The following is a 14338-nucleotide window of genomic DNA, read 5'->3' on the forward strand; positions in this document are numbered from 1 at the left end:
CATAGAAAAGCCCGGCCTTCGAAAGGTCGGGCTTTTTTTCTTCTCCCGCCGCGACGACAGCCTATGGCCGAGCGAAAGAAAATTCACGCGTTTGCGGGGGGTAGCACACGCCTACGACCGCACATCCTTGATAGGTGACTTTGATCTTCAGCGCCCCCTTAAAGGAGCTCGCCACGGGCACAACCACATACGCGCCGTGCCGATAGATCACCTGGCGGCCGAAGAACTGGTCTGTCTTCACTTCACCATCCGGAAATGCCGGCTGCCCGATCTGGTCTTTCAGGGAAGCGACAACGGATATTCGATCGCGATATAGGTAGTATCCCTCCGCTGCCTGGAGGATCAGCGACACGTGGTCCCCATTGAGGCTCGCTCTTGCTGAGAACGCCTTTTCGGGGCTCAGGAGCTGATTGGCCTGGGGTGGTGGTCCGAGACCCTCCAGCGCGCTTGCGAGCGCCTTGTCGGCCAAGGCAGCCTGTGCGACCGGGCAGGCACATAAAGGAAATGCGACGGCAACAGCAGTCACGGTGATGCGGAGAGCGTCAGTGAGGGAGGTCATGCCCATAGCGGTTTTGTAACTGTATGATCGGCAACGGAAACGGTTTAGAATACCAATATTGTATAGTGACGTGTTATGTATCGAATTGGTAAATTTCGATGCGTCTGCAAATGCCAACTCAGCCCGGACCAATGAAATGGGAATTGACTTCAAACTGATCGCAGTGTGCTTTGTCGTTGCAACGGTGATGGCGTACATCCTGCTTGGAAAGCTTCAGTCGAGTGCGAAATATTCGCCGAAGCACTACCAGACCATACCGTTGCTCACAGAAAACGAGCAGGGCCTGTTCTGGCGGTTGCAAGAGGCCGTTGGTCGTGAACTCTTGGTCGCTCCCCAAGTGGTGTTTGGCGCGTTTTTGAAGGTTAAGGGTACGGCGCTGGTGGACAAGACCAAGGCGAGAAACGCCGTCGCACATAACCGGGGCGACTTTCTGGTGTGCAACAAGAATTTCGAAGTCGTTGCTCTCGTCGAACTCGATGACTCCACCCACGATAAGAAAGAGCAGAAGGCGTTGGACAAACGACGGGACGAATTGATGAAGGCGGTAGGAGTGAAGGCGATCCGTTACCGAAACTTGCCCGAGATCTCGAAAATTCGTTCTGACTTGGGGCTGTAAGGCGTCGCTGGATTTGAACGAGGGGAAACGGACATGGCGATTGATGCTCACTCGCAACGCAGCACCAGAATTCTGATCAACCTGGCCGCCGGCATGGATGAGCTCGGAAAGCCGATCGCCGATGGCACGTTCAAATTGACATCAAATATCAGGCTGGCCGCCTCGGCCGGGGCGGCGGCCCTTAGCCAGCTACAGGGTATCCATGCTTCCGGAGAGACGACGAATGCGAGGCACGAAGCATCGGATACGTCCGTGCCGCGTGAAGTCAATCTGCTCACGCCTGGTGATTGGCTCGATCGACTGAAGACCGCGAAGGGTTTCCATGCGGATATTGCGCTGGCTGAATATCTCGGGATCTCCAAAAGCCTTTTCTCCCAGTGGCGTACCGGCAAAGTTGCGCTGACGGTTGAGGAAAGCTGGCGGCTTGCACTTGAGCTTGGGGTAAGCCCTCTACAGGTTATCGCTAGCGTTCAGTATCATGCGGCCGAGGGCGAAAAGCGGACGGCCTGGCGTCACCTCGCTGCCTCGATTGCCGACGCCAAAGGTGCTAGCGTGATCGAGCAGACCGACCGACCAATGCGGCCGGCGGCGCCCACCCCGGAAAAGCCGTCTGCTGGCCCGGCAGAATCCAGCGCGGGTTCGGAGAAGCAACCGGGACTCGAGTCAAAGGGCACCAAGTGGCCCTCCGAGGAGGATGAACGACTCGTGCGAGAGTACCAGGCTCTCACCCCAATCCCGGAAATCGCGCTTTTGCATCGGCGCTCGATCGCTGCGATCTTGTATAGACTGTACAAAAACCACAAACTGATTCCGAATGACGTGATGCAGGCGCTTTGCGAGCGCTATAAGGTCAAGTTCAATTCGATCGTGCCCGACGCCCAGAGCGACGGCGCTACGGAGCAACGCGGAGGAGAGCGTTTGTTTCTGTAGCTGGAACTGTCATATCGTGAAAAACAGCGTATTCTGCGCGGGAGCTGTTTCGCGGGTAAGCGGGTTCCAGTCGCGAATGGGTGTTGCCAGCGCGGACACGGCGACGCCACGCTTGTGCATCTCGTCGACGACTATTCATTTCTGACTTAGAGGTCTTTCGGGTAGCGCCAGCATAACGACATCATTCCTCGAAAGGTGCAAATATGGCTGACACCGTTTTCCCAAAAGTGCGGACCGTCGCACAGGCTCTGAACCTACCGGACCTCCAGAAGGAGGTCGCTTTCAAACTGAAACTGTCACCATGGCCTGACGTTCGCGAACAGATGTTAGTCGCTTCTCGACGCTTGCGGAGCATCCTGACATTTGACGATATCGTCCCGGAAGATTTTATCTCGGAACAATACGGCCACCAGCATGACTGGGCCACTCTGAGCCAGGCGATTGACGAGCTCGAGGCGCTTGATGTTTGGCGCGTGTTAAGGCGTGACGTTACGCCAGACTTTCACAAGCGAATGGCAAAGACAGAAGACCATCCCGCCGTTAAGGCGATTCTTCCATCGTATTACTTAGGGCTTTCCAGAAAATGCGGTCGTTGGCTAACCGAAACGGCGCCGCTGAAGTCATTCAGATTCGCGGATAGCGAGCAGCTACTTCTAATGCACAAAACTTGGTATAGGATTTCGACCTCTGAAATCAGAATCAAGTTTGATCTTCGAGATATTTGGCGAGCGGTGTTCGATCTGCCCTATGTTGTTCTGGCGGACGTTCGAAGGTGGGGCGAGGAAGATAAAAATAAGGAGCCAACGACCTACCTTTTGAAGGATGAGGAATTTGTCCGGAGACTTGGTGAAGTGAGTCGACGCTTACTGGCTTCGGGGGCGTTTCGTCCACTGCACGATAACCGGAGGGTTGCGCGTTGGATGAGTATCGCTGAACTCGAATCGCGGCTGTGGGATGTGGGTCCGGACCCACTCTCAGGTGATCCCGTCTCGGTAGCCATGATCCTTCAGTTATGCAAATCTACTTCGACTAGGGTAAGAGTAAGCTTGTCCTACGATGAGCGATTTACCCAACCGTTTCTCAGGGCTACCGGCGTCGTTTGTGAGATGCCGCTAGTGAAAGGCCTCGCTCGTGCGGGATGGCCTCTACAAGACATCGAGCCAATCGGTGCCGAGACTAAGCAGGAGGTTGAAAACGATACCTGGCCACTTGCGTCTGAGCATCCTTGGTTTTGCCTTTCTCAGCCTGATTTCTTCGTCCCTGCCGACTACTGACTCACAGGACGACTGTCTTCTATCAGACGGTCACTACCCGGATTCGCACACAGGCGCCAAGGGAGCGGGGTCCGCTTCTGTCCTCCTGGAAGATGAGAAAACAAAAGGCCCGCTCGTCATGAGACGGCGGGCTGGTGCTGCGGGTTAAATTTCTATCGGATTGCGTCGAAACGGTTCTTCATCTCTGCCGCTTCGACCTTCGCCTCTGCGCAGGTTCTCGACAGCAGGTAGTTGATGCTGCGTTCGCCCCCGTCGAAGCCGAGGGACACAAATGCTCGCGCCATATAGTCGTATGCGATCCCCTTGAATTCCGGCAGCAGTTCGGACGTGTCCCAGTTCCTCACGGTCATCTTTCCCTGTTCCATCGAGAAAGCGGGAGCGTCGCCACGCCAGTCCGCCGGCGGTGTCGCGCTCATTCCCAAATGCGCTCGCATGGCAGTGCCGACCGGGCTGCTGCTTCGGCTTGAGCGAAAGATGGCGAGATCTGCTGGTGACTGTGCAGGTTTCGCGTTCAGGCTTGTCACGATTTTTCTCCTGTTGAGTTGAGTTAGGCCTTGCGGGGAGTGATGCGCAACAGGCCTGTCTACATCCCTTGCACGGTAAGGCGATTTTCAACAGCCGCTTGTCAAAATATATAGATCTAGTATTATTGGGACGTGTTAAGAATCTAAAAAGGAAATGCAATGCTCAGGTATCTCTTGGGGGTTGTGGTGACCGCGACGCTATGTAGTTTGTCGGCCTGCGGTGAGGTCCACGACGGGCAGGCGGCGATGCGTGCCGCGAATGATGCGACGCTCACCGACTTCCAAAAATATGTCGCGCTGAGCGGTGTCAGCGAGCAGATGGGGTGTGATGGGCTGACGATCTTTTCTGGCCGAGATCGCGATTGTCTGGATCTGAAGGGGCGGGTCGCGGCGCAGGCGACCAACCATCTTGGCATGGCGGTGGCCGCGGGCGACGTGAAAGCAGCCCGCGAACTGTTGGGTGACTCGTACATCCAGCGGGCAACGATGGAGAGGTTCTCCGCCGCAATCCTCTCGCGGGCCGATGGCTTGCAGGGCGCAAAGTCCGAAGAGGCCAAAATCTATCTGCGGCTCGCCGGCGCGATTCTCAGGGACGGCATCGGAGTACCGCGTAACTATGACCGTGCGGTCACGTTTTATCGCGCATCTTGGGTCGCTGGAGAGTCCGACGCCGCTGGCCTTGTTGCCGGAACGTACGAGCAGGCGCGAGACGTGAAAAATGCCTACCTTTGGGCATTGCGATGCGGAAACGCATGTGCAGGGGGGCCTTGGATAACGGCGACGACGCTGGAGCGGCAGCTCGATGCGGCGTCAATCAAGCTGATCCAGAGCAAGGCCGCGGACGGTTCCGTGATGTCGCTCTGACGGGTAGCCACGACATGATCCAGGCATACCAGATTCTCTCCCGGATCGAGGCTGGGGAAACGGTTGAAATCCCTGCCATCAGGTTGGAGGAGTTTTTCGCCCAAGCGGCCCGGTTGCCAGGGCCGATTGCATTGGGAATTGTGATCGATCAAGGGCTGGCAACAGTACAGCGCGGTAGCAACAGCGTCGCAGTGAAATGAACGGAAGGCGCGATGCACTGCTTTGCGAAATTGGGGAAGCAGGCAAATAATATTGGTACCCATCAAAGTTCGATGGGTATCCTTATTAATAACCTTGTGTGTGTTAGTGGCAACGACGTGGCGCATCCATTTTCGCGCTGCGATTTCGTGCGCTTTTGCGTAGATTCATTCCCGTTTTCGCACTACCCCGTGGTAAATTTCATTGCTGATATGGCTGGGCGATGGTCTAATATTCACATGCCGGGCGACAAAGCCCGAACGGCATTCTGACGCTCCTGAGTTGAAAAAACGGCCGCGAGGCCGACCTTGCACCAAGAAGCCCACCATATGGTGGGCTTTTTGGTTTTTGCCGTTCTGTGATCTATAACGATATCTCAAGCGCGTGAAATACGAGGTGCGTCATGGACATGATCGAGTCGCTACTTCATTGCGACGGACACTTGAATTTCGACAATCTCCCCGCGCATACAGAGGTCGAATTGACGTACGCGCTGCGACTCATCGACGAGGAAATCGCACATCGCCCGCACGCGATCGGGCGCCGGCGCCGTCGGCTGCAAAACGACAACTTCGACTGGTCATATCTTCACTTGTGCGTCGTTGGCCAGCTTCGGGAATTTCGCGAACAGATAGACGTTGAATTGAAGCGTCGCCATTGGGCGGAGGACATTCGACATCTCCGCGCAGTCAAGGCAGTGAGACGCCTGCACAAGCGGGAACAGCAACAGGCCGCCAGAGGCGGCACGCGGTCTGCCGCGCGATCCTGAAGCTGGCGCCCTCAAAGCTAATGGTAGTGGTGAAGCCACGGACGGAAGTCGCACTTCTCACCGATGGCCCTGCTTACTGCCTGTTGTGACGCATTTCCCTCCTGCAAGGCAACCTTGAGGAGAGATCCATGCAAACCTTCCTTCACTGGCAAGACGCCGCTGTCCAGGCGGCCATCATCGGGGCTGTAGGTAGCATCCTAACCAGTTCAATTGCAGCCATCTGCGCGGCCATCATCGGGAAGCAGATCTCCGGCCGCAAGAAGCTTCAGGACAAGCTCCTCGTCGCGCAGGACGACATCGAGTTTCTGCTGAAAGTCGAGCAGAAGCATTGCGAGATGCACGAGAGTCGCGGCGGAACGTCGAACAAGCTCAACGTTCGAAAGGCAGTCAAAGAAATGGGGCACGAGTGGAGCGGCAAGTTCACTCCGGGTCGTGTAGCCTATAACGATGGGCCGGGCCGCCGATACAGCAAGGGCTGAGTAGGTCGCACACTGGTGCAAACGTAGATGCAGGGGTTGTGACGTTGCCGCGTCGCAGCCCCTTTTTCACTTTCTCGGGCCTGTCCACCACGTGATCGCGGCTGAGCTCTATTCCGCTACATAGTGCAAGGGACGCATAATCTGGTTTCTGGTCGCGGTAAGGGTGCCGCGGGCTCACGGAAAGGAATGAAATGGACGAAAGAAGCCCAGTGGACGTGAAAAGAACGATGACCCTTGAGGAACTGGGCGCGCTCACTGATCTGAACATGCTGAAAGTAATGTCGACTGACGAGCTTTGGGGCTTTGGTTCTGAGCGTGGTCACCGCGTCGCCCAAAAAGTCACCGCGCCGGAAGTGGGCACGGAACATTGGACGAGAGAGCACAGACGCCTTGTGGTGAATACCCGGAAAAATGCGATCCTGATTATGGAATCCCACGCGTTGCACATTGAGCACGGTGAGAGGGAATGCCCGGAATTCATGCTGATCGCGACGATGATCGACAGCCGCCCCGATCGCGAGCAAGCATGGGAATCATTCGAAAACGGCGTGGAGATTGGAATCGGAAGTTACATTCGAAACGTAATTTGTGCTGGCTACTACCTGCCGGGCGAGCTTGACCAGACCGATCCGGAATATTTAGTACCCGCGTTTCGCGGCGGCTTACGTGCCGCTGGCGCTCATTTCCTCGCACCTGGCTAATTCTCACCGAGGAGTGAACGAAATGAGCGAACTGAACGGAAGCGCAATGATTGTGCAAGAGCCGCCCGCGTGGATGCTGGAGAGGTTGGGGCAGGTGAGGAAACTTGCTGTCTCATCGGCACCCATTGAGGCCACCGACGTGAAGGCAGTCTGGGACCGGGTGCACATGGACGGCGCCGCCGCACTTGCAGGCGGAGGGGTGGTCCGGGCGGTCGTGCTCGGCCCAGATCCGGAAACCTATGAAGGCGTCGCGATGGTCTTCATTGAAGGCGGTGTGCCCGAGCGAGTTCTCGTCCGCGGGGAGTCGATCCAAGGCGTGCATTTCGAACGGGCGCTCTACGTTGCGCTGACGCAGTACAGGTCGATTGTCGGGCAGCCTGGGGGGACTCTTGCCCCGACGGCTGACATGCGCAGAGTCAGTCCGGAGGTGCAGACCGTACAAGTCGATAGGTCTGAGGAACGCGATGAAGCGGTGATCCCTGTGGACCTCAGCACGCTCGACAATCGCAACCCGATCGACGCTCAGATCATCACTGCGCTGAATGGCGGAGTTGTCCTGGGCGAGGCCGACGTGCGTATCATTCGCGACGAGTTTGCACGCGCAGCGGAGTTTGAGCGGCGAGCCACACGCGCGTCGTCTCTGGGCGCTGATCCGATGAACAAGGGCCACTCTTTTCCCTTGGGTGTCGGGTTCACGCGGATGACGAAGCGGGCGTCCCAGAGCCTCGACGCGTCCGTTCGTAGGGCGGGACAAGCGGTGAAGCTCTACCAGCGCGCTGAACGGGCACGAAACTTCGCACTGGCTTTGCTAGCTGGTAAAGGAACCCGAGCCGATGCGATCCGGCGGAGGCAGATGCGATCGACGACTCAAGAACTGCTCATCAGGGAACTGCTGGGTTGGGTCAAGGGAAAATCGATCATGCAGCTTGGCGTGACGCGCGTGAACCGAGACCGGGATGGCTATCCGGTTTCATTTACGATCGAAGGTCAAGGTATCGTGAAGGGCGTTTCGGACAAGGTCGATGTCGTTCGGGAATTCTTTGCCGGCAACAAGCTGGCGTTTCGATCTCTCGTCGACAGAATCCGACTTTCAACCGCGCAGTGCACCGTCCGTGTAGGCGTCGTAGACCCATCTGCTTAACCAAACCAACGCCGTGTCTCGCATCTCGCGACACGGCGTTTTTTTTTGTGGTCCTGTGTGGGACATCACCGTTGCATCCAGTCAAAACCCCTATCGTCAAAGGAGATCGTAATGGGAAACTGCGAAGCGCAAGGAACGTTGCTCATGACAGATGCAGTGTCGCGGTTAAACAGTGCTGCGCAGGCCATGCTGGACGCCTTCGGGGGAAACGTTCCGGACTGGTTGCGTACCGAATATTCGGCGCTGGAAACATCGCTGCTGGAAATGCGAACGGTGTCTCAGGTATCAGAGCAAGCCGCCAGCGACGCAAAGTTCCACGTCTGCGAAATTCTCGGAGAGTTGATCGACTATTCAACTGGTCGATCTGGCCTCCAGGATTTTTACCCTGGCGAAGTCGAGACTGCAACGGGCAAGCTTTCACTCGATCGAAGCGATCGTGAAGTGTCTCTTCACGTGCGTGACGGTCGCCCGTACTGCTGCATCCGACAAAACGATAACTGGTCTCGATACCAGGTCACCGAAGAGGGTGTTGCCGTCTTGACGCGTGAATCGGTCGAACTGGTCGTTGCTGACGCTGACGGGAATGGCCGGAAGACGGTGCCCGCCGCGCGTTGACCTGAATCTTGGCACATACGGCCCGCCTGTCCACAGGGACGGCGGGCTTTTTTGTGCCCGACGCCCCAACAGCACCCCCTGCCTTGCTGTCGCCTGTATCGCATATCGAGGGGCAAGGAGTTTTCCCAACCCCAAGGAGAAGCGCATGGTTAATCTGAAAAATGTGAAGGTCGTGAGGAGCATCGGTGGCGTTGAGCTCGCTGCAACCGTCGATCCGTGTTCGTGGATGTACCCCGGCTACGGTTTGCAGATCAGCGTGATGATGGATGGCGGAGGAAAGGCGCATCTCCACCAGAAGTCGCTAGCTTTTGTGCAGGCTACCGAGAGCGATGTGAAGACGTTGCTCGAGGGCGTTCGCATCGTGCCATGCAAACAGTGCAGCAAGCCCGCGTTCGATCCGACGAGCGTGTCAACCAATCGCGAAGGAGAATGCGAATCCTGCTTCATGGCGAAGCTCAACGCGGAGTTTGCCGCTTCTCAGGAGAAGGAGAGGAAAAAGCTGGCGAAGCTTGATGCCAAGTACAAACGCCAAGGCTTTACGCATCGCGTGGACGCGTGGATTCATCCGTCCGGCGGCGGTGATGATCGGCAGGTGAGTTACTACATGACCGATCCCACCGATGAGCAGATCAAAAAGGAGCTGAAAAAGTCCGGCAGTTGCGTCCTGGATGACTACAAGGTCATTCCACTGTAGCGCCTCAAGAGCTATCCGCGCCCCTACTACCTGCGCAAGGTTGTAGGGGCTTTTTCTCGCTTGTCAGGTGAAGCAGGACGCGGCCATTGAGTGATGGTCATCTGCACGTGGGTCACCTGTTTGTAGACGCGTGTGTTGCATTTCGCTGGGCAGGGAATTTTCCATTCAACTCACAGGAGCCGAAAAATGAATGTGCAATCTTGCAGCACCGCTCAGCAAAACGAGATGATCGAGCCCTCTCGGGTGCTTTTCCCGATCAATCGAACGCTGGACTACCGCGTCAGCCAACGCTACCTCGTAGCCGCGGAGGATTTCGACAAAGCCGAAGCCAGGTTGCACGAGTATCTCGACCTGGATGGGTCCATGACCGCGGCGGCCGCGTTGGGTGTGGTGCAGGTATTTGACCGGATGGAGCAGATCGACGATTCGCACGAGATCTCCCACGGGGATGCACCCATCCGGGTGAGTGGTGAGCCAGTGTTGGACCAATCGATGAAAGATCTGCTGGTCACCGCCAAATCTGCGGAGATGCTATCTCTGCTGCGCAAGATCGCCGAACGGCCGCAGATGTTCCATCATTGCGTCGCCGATCTCGGAAATGAAGTGAAAGCGTTTGTAGATGCTGTCGACGCGTCGTTCGACGAAAGCGAGCGCTTGCTGCTCGCGGTCAAAGCAAAAGCCCACGCAGAGGATGTTGACATCGACGCCTAACGCTACCCGCCCCAGTGCCACTTCGGCCTGGGGTTTTCTTTTGAGCGGGCTGGCTCAGGATTCGAGGGTGGCGCGATCAAAAGCGAACTGAACCCTGTAGGTGATGAGCGCCAGGTCGCGGACCGCTTCGGCCGCATAGCGAACCGGTTCAGGGAACTCGCTCGCAATGAGCATCCCGCGGGGAGGTTTCCCGTCGGTTCGCGCGTAGTAGCCTAGGTAGCGTGCAATCTGCCCGATCGCCGCGTCTTTTGCCTCGCCGACCTTCAGCTCGATCACCACCCGCCGGCCGCTCGCATCCTCGGCAAGTATGTCGATGCGCCCGACCTCTGTCACTTCCTGTCGGCCGACGAACCGGAGCCCTTTCTCCAGCGACTCGAGGTTTCGAATGAGGTGCTCTTCCACGTCACGTTCAAGGCTGATCGATGTTTCGATCAACTGCTCGATCTCTTCGTCATCGATCTCATTTCCGCCGGCGCCGGGCGCCCACACGTTCGGGCCATGGATCGCCTCGTCGTATATCTGAAACCTGCCGTCGTCTGTCTTGTAGAGAAATTTCTCGGCCGACGGATGGTGGCGGTAGGCCTTTGGTTGATTGACCGCGCATCCGTACAGGTGGGCAGTGAGCGTCCCCGGTGTCCAACGACCAGGGTGCTGCGCGTTGATATGGGTTTTGATATCCGCCGACGTGACGCCAGTAGGTGACGTTTGAACGTATTGCCGGATCGCTTGAGCCATTGTCGTCATATGGACTTCTTTCTCCGCTTGGTATTGGTATTGCGTCGTTGCAAGAAGGCAAGCCTGTACGGGTGAGACCAGGGACATGGGCAAATACAGAGTGCTGTTCCGCATACCGAGGTGCATGTTCAATTCACCCAGGAGAAGCATTGATGAAACTGATTATCCAACGTCAGGAGTCGACAGCAGTTGCCGAGATGATAGCCAAGAAGGTTCGAATCTACGACAACGGCGGGCAGACAGCCGATCGCTACACCGCAGTTTATATGTTCGAGCCCGAGCGCAACGGCCTGTTCGGCGCACGCGGTATGGATGCTAATCCATATCACCCGCTGGGAATCGGTATGTGCTGTACAGCCGCCCCCGGTCGTCATCTCGGCCGTCGGGTCGGACTCAGCGACATGCCAGAAGCCTGTCAGCGTCTCATACGTAACGACGTGCAGAGCTTTCTACAGGCCACAGCCTGAAATGTCGACGTTTGTGAGGACCAGACCAGAATCTTTCTAGGGGCGATACCGATGAAGTACGAAGTGATGCTGAGTGGGTTCAATGGTGCAACTGACGAGACTGACGATCGCATCCTGTGGATCAGCAGCGAAATGTCGCAGGAGCAACTCGAACTGTGGTTGCGTGGGAAAAACCTGTTGCTGGCGGATAGAAGCGGAGTCGTGTGGGCTTGTGGACCGCTGCCCGAGTCGTTTCCCACCGAGTTTGACCTCCCACGCGATGCCGCGTCCTTCGAGCAACTGATCCGGGAACGTGTGGGCGTCGAGACGATGACGGAGCGCGAGTTTCGAGCGCTCCTGGAAGAGGTCAAGCGTCGCGAGTTGTCGGTTTCCCAGGGCCAAGGCTCGGCGGAGAACGACGCCCGCCTCCTCGTGCTCCGTGATCTGCTGAGAAGAGCACCTTGGAGTATTCACGTGGAGAGCGGGCGATCCGTTCCGGCAGTCACCGGACTCGGTGGCTGGGTCAGAACGGATACAGAGCGTGCAGTTCAGTACGACGCTGACGGACGAAAGCTTGCCGTTCGGTTCGGCCCTGAGATTTGTACGTTTGCGGAGCTCGCAGAGCGCCTCCATCGGGCTGAAAAGGGCGACGACGTGCCGATACTCATGTCCGCGTTCGGCTGCGATTACGACGGCGCCTGCGATCTTGTTTTTGGAGACCAGCATACCGTCGCCCTCGATGCACTGGATCGAGCAGCAAATGGCTGTACGTGATCGCTAAAAACCTAGCCGCCGCCTAACTTCGATTGCCCTCGTTCTCTCTGAGATCGAGGGCTTTTCTTTTTGCTCGCTCGCTCAACTTGCTTTTCTCTGTGCGTCATCTCCCTCCGCAAGGTTTCAACCTCTGATCAACTCAGGAGAAAGATATGACACACGAAATGATGGGATTGCCCGTCAATCAGGCAAATGCTGTACTGGACGACGATTTGATGGTTCGGGTCGGTATTCCTCACAAAGGCGGTCGGCTAGCGTTTCACGCCTTCAATCAGAACTATCCTGCCATGGTATCGGCATCGGCGTTCTGGAATGCTAGCAAGAGTTGTTTTCAATTTCCGAATGCGACAGATATATCGGAGCTGGACTTCGCGTTGGACTCGGCAGGCTTCACCGCCATGTTGGCGTGGAAGACCAAAGGCACCCAGCCTGGCCTCGGGGGAATTTACCCTTGGTCGATCGAAGACTACGTGTCGTTTGCGGCGACGTGCGGTTCGCGTTGGTTCAGCCAGCCTGATTGCTGTGTTGAAGAGGCGATCGCTACAGATCGCAAAGAGGTCGACTTCCGCATCAACGCAACAGCGACCTTCCTTGAGGCTACGTTGCGCGTCTTGTACACATTGCAAGATCAGGCGTCCGCTACTTGCTCAGCAAGGGTGATCGCCAACATGTTCAAGCCGTGTGTTCCGGTTCTCCAAGGGCGCTCGAAGTCAGACTATCTCAGGAGTCTCGATCTGATGCTTAACGTATGGGAGAGATGGACTCCTTGGCTGGCTATGCCGACGCTGATCGGTATCGGTTCCGTTTGTCGGCGGGATCTGCATCATAAGACAGAGGGCTTGTATGCAGTGCTGTCTGCGTTGGAAGGAAATCTGCCCCCTGGTTCTCGCGTTCATCTCTTCGGAGTAAAGGGCGCCTGCCTCAACGAGATCAGAATGCTCGACTACGTGGCTAGCGTTGATAGCATGAGTTGGGACTATGGTTCTCGAGTAAAAGCCTTCCGGGCCGGTGTCTCGAATACGATAGCTCACCGATCGTCGGAAATGACTCGATGGATGTCAAAAGCCGAGAAGCAAGCAAAGCCAGCCGTTGGCGATCAGTATCGCTTGAGCCTTTTCTGATCAACGTAACTGCCGTGGGACCCATCGTAGCTAGCGCGCGATGGGTCTTTTTTTGTTATGCGCTGTCGAATGCCGCGGTTCGTGACGAGTTTTCGACGAGACGCTTCGCGGCCGAGAGCAGTTCACGCGCGGTTACCTCATGGGCTCCCGCTTTGAGAGCGGCTTCTCTCTGTTCGGTGGTGATGTCGTAGTGAGGATGGCGGGCGCCGCGATGGAACCAGCATCGATTGACGCCGATCTGGTGAGCGAAGTCGTGCAACTCCCCGAGCGTATCCGCGGTCATGTGGTAGCGAAGCTTTCCTTTGTACATGATCGCTGCATCGTCGACGTATGCTGTCATTGGTTCCGGCTAAAGGCTAGAGATCCTTGATATCGTTCGGCCCGATGACCTGAATGTTGGGATTTCGATAGAGCAAGATGAGGTTATTAAGGTCCACCTGATCGATGGCGCCCGCCTTGTGCTCGACATATCGTTGCAAGTCGTTGTGCGGCCGGTAGAAAAACAGCCCCTTCGTTTTCATGGTCACGTCCTCCAGCGACGAAACATCCGTCCCTAAAGCGGCAAGATAGTCAGGGCACCAGTTGACGTTCGTGTGGCCGCCGTCAAGCGCGTCGAGTTCCGCGGCTTTGCGGCGAAGCTGATAGGTAGAAAAATCGAGGATGAGCCGGTGGGCGCTCTCTGCTGGTCCTATCTCCAGCCATGCGTGGAATGGTAGTGCCTCGGGTTGCGGTGCCATCCCCTGCAATGGCGCATGCACGATCACGTCCCCATGACCGTCGCCAACGCGCCAGGCGGCAAACCCGATTACGAGGCGCGACTCCACGCCATGTTGCTTCAGCAACTCCCGGCACAGGTCGGCATGCAGATAGCAGTCTGCACCGACATGGCTGCTGGCGGCCTCTGCCAGTTTGCGTATTGCGCTCGAGACGCGAGCGAGGTCAACTGCGCTGTCGATTTGCTTCACCATCCGAAGTTCGACTTCGCGGAGTGTCGCTTCCTGCGTGCTTCGCCCATAAGATTCGCTCCTTAACACGTACGCATAATACAAATGGAGCCGATGACGCGCAAGAGGGTGCTCAGGTCGGTCGCGTCCGATGGAGGCGATTACGCCTCATATCTCGCGGCAACAAACGACGAAAGTCCGCGTCCCGAACGGCTTCATTGGTGTGCGGCGCTTTCGTTTTGC

General features: G+C 56.8%; 20 protein-coding genes. 15 read left to right on the forward strand and 5 right to left on the reverse strand.

The window, feature by feature from the left end; translation table 11 throughout:
* Positions 1–61: 61 nt before the first annotated feature.
* Positions 62–559: a protein-disulfide reductase DsbD domain-containing protein gene (locus LDZ21_RS27905; RefSeq protein WP_244797443.1), complete on the reverse strand. Its 498-nt coding sequence runs from the start codon at positions 557–559 to the stop codon at positions 62–64.
* A gap of 136 nt (positions 560–695) precedes the next feature.
* Here LDZ21_RS27905 and LDZ21_RS27910 point away from each other — a divergent pair, with 136 nt between their 5' ends.
* From LDZ21_RS27910 to LDZ21_RS27920, 3 genes are all read left to right on the forward strand, one after another.
* Entirely contained in the window at positions 696–1175 is a 480-nt protein-coding gene (locus tag LDZ21_RS27910) for a DUF2726 domain-containing protein (RefSeq protein ID WP_244797444.1), read from the forward strand.
* A gap of 33 nt (positions 1176–1208) precedes the next feature.
* Positions 1209–2105, forward strand: a complete 897-nt coding sequence (locus tag LDZ21_RS27915) for a helix-turn-helix domain-containing protein (RefSeq protein WP_244797445.1) — start codon at positions 1209–1211, stop codon at positions 2103–2105.
* Positions 2106–2308: 203 nt separating this feature from the next.
* A complete protein-coding gene (locus tag LDZ21_RS27920) occupies positions 2309–3379 on the forward strand; it encodes a hypothetical protein (protein WP_244797446.1) in 1071 nt (356 codons plus the stop codon).
* 152 nt (positions 3380–3531) lie between these two features.
* Here LDZ21_RS27920 and LDZ21_RS27925 read toward each other — a convergent pair whose 3' ends face one another.
* Entirely contained in the window at positions 3532–3903 is a 372-nt protein-coding gene (locus LDZ21_RS27925; protein WP_244797447.1) for a hypothetical protein, read from the reverse strand.
* 159 nt (positions 3904–4062) lie between these two features.
* Between LDZ21_RS27925 and LDZ21_RS27930 the strand changes: the two genes are divergently transcribed.
* From LDZ21_RS27930 to LDZ21_RS27970, 9 genes are all read left to right on the forward strand, one after another.
* Complete coding sequence (locus LDZ21_RS27930) at positions 4063–4767, forward strand: hypothetical protein (RefSeq protein ID WP_244797448.1); 705 nt, start codon at positions 4063–4065, stop codon at positions 4765–4767.
* A 14-nt stretch (positions 4768–4781) separates the two neighbouring features.
* Positions 4782–4967 (forward strand): hypothetical protein, encoded by a 186-nt coding sequence (locus LDZ21_RS27935; RefSeq protein WP_244797449.1) that lies wholly within the window; start codon positions 4782–4784, stop codon positions 4965–4967.
* Positions 4968–5368: 401 nt separating this feature from the next.
* Positions 5369–5734: a hypothetical protein gene (locus tag LDZ21_RS27940; RefSeq protein ID WP_244797450.1), complete on the forward strand. Its 366-nt coding sequence runs from the start codon at positions 5369–5371 to the stop codon at positions 5732–5734.
* Positions 5735–5862: 128 nt separating this feature from the next.
* Positions 5863–6213 carry a hypothetical protein gene (locus tag LDZ21_RS27945; RefSeq protein ID WP_244797451.1) on the forward strand — a complete coding sequence of 117 codons (351 nt, stop codon included), beginning with the start codon at positions 5863–5865 and terminating at the stop codon, positions 6211–6213.
* 191 nt (positions 6214–6404) lie between these two features.
* Positions 6405–6914 carry a hypothetical protein gene (locus LDZ21_RS27950; RefSeq protein ID WP_244797452.1) on the forward strand — a complete coding sequence of 170 codons (510 nt, stop codon included), beginning with the start codon at positions 6405–6407 and terminating at the stop codon, positions 6912–6914.
* A 22-nt stretch (positions 6915–6936) separates the two neighbouring features.
* Positions 6937–8055 (forward strand): hypothetical protein, encoded by a 1119-nt coding sequence (locus LDZ21_RS27955; protein ID WP_244797453.1) that lies wholly within the window; start codon positions 6937–6939, stop codon positions 8053–8055.
* A 111-nt stretch (positions 8056–8166) separates the two neighbouring features.
* Positions 8167–8670, forward strand: coding sequence for a hypothetical protein (locus tag LDZ21_RS27960; protein WP_244797454.1), 504 nt, complete (start codon positions 8167–8169; stop codon positions 8668–8670).
* 145 nt (positions 8671–8815) lie between these two features.
* Positions 8816–9364, forward strand: a complete 549-nt coding sequence (locus tag LDZ21_RS27965) for a hypothetical protein (RefSeq protein WP_244797455.1) — start codon at positions 8816–8818, stop codon at positions 9362–9364.
* Positions 9365–9550: 186 nt separating this feature from the next.
* Entirely contained in the window at positions 9551–10075 is a 525-nt protein-coding gene (locus LDZ21_RS27970) for a hypothetical protein (protein ID WP_244797456.1), read from the forward strand.
* A 54-nt stretch (positions 10076–10129) separates the two neighbouring features.
* On the opposite strand, the gene LDZ21_RS27975 is transcribed toward LDZ21_RS27970, so the two are convergent.
* On the reverse strand, positions 10130–10819 hold the full coding sequence (locus tag LDZ21_RS27975; protein ID WP_244797457.1) for an endonuclease NucS domain-containing protein: 690 nt from the start codon (positions 10817–10819) through the stop codon (positions 10130–10132).
* Positions 10820–10962: 143 nt separating this feature from the next.
* On the opposite strand from LDZ21_RS27975, the gene LDZ21_RS27980 reads away from it, so the two are divergent.
* From LDZ21_RS27980 to LDZ21_RS27990, 3 genes are all read left to right on the forward strand, one after another.
* Complete coding sequence (locus tag LDZ21_RS27980) at positions 10963–11277, forward strand: hypothetical protein (protein ID WP_244797458.1); 315 nt, start codon at positions 10963–10965, stop codon at positions 11275–11277.
* A 51-nt stretch (positions 11278–11328) separates the two neighbouring features.
* Positions 11329–12030, forward strand: coding sequence for a hypothetical protein (locus LDZ21_RS27985; RefSeq protein ID WP_244797459.1), 702 nt, complete (start codon positions 11329–11331; stop codon positions 12028–12030).
* A gap of 152 nt (positions 12031–12182) precedes the next feature.
* Complete coding sequence (locus tag LDZ21_RS27990; RefSeq protein WP_244797460.1) at positions 12183–13151, forward strand: deazapurine DNA modification protein DpdA family protein; 969 nt, start codon at positions 12183–12185, stop codon at positions 13149–13151.
* Positions 13152–13206: 55 nt separating this feature from the next.
* Here LDZ21_RS27990 and LDZ21_RS27995 read toward each other — a convergent pair whose 3' ends face one another.
* Together LDZ21_RS27995 and LDZ21_RS28000 are read right to left on the reverse strand one after the other, a co-directional pair.
* The gene (locus LDZ21_RS27995; protein WP_244797461.1) at positions 13207–13491 is read right to left on the reverse strand and encodes a DUF4031 domain-containing protein; all 285 of its coding nucleotides are present in this window, start codon (positions 13489–13491) and stop codon (positions 13207–13209) included.
* A gap of 16 nt (positions 13492–13507) precedes the next feature.
* Positions 13508–14119 carry a hypothetical protein gene (locus tag LDZ21_RS28000; RefSeq protein WP_244797462.1) on the reverse strand — a complete coding sequence of 204 codons (612 nt, stop codon included), beginning with the start codon at positions 14117–14119 and terminating at the stop codon, positions 13508–13510.
* Positions 14120–14338: the final 219 nt, after the last annotated feature.

Source organism: Caballeronia grimmiae (genome assembly GCF_022879615.1).
In the GTDB taxonomy this organism is placed as follows: domain Bacteria; phylum Pseudomonadota; class Gammaproteobacteria; order Burkholderiales; family Burkholderiaceae; genus Caballeronia; species Caballeronia grimmiae.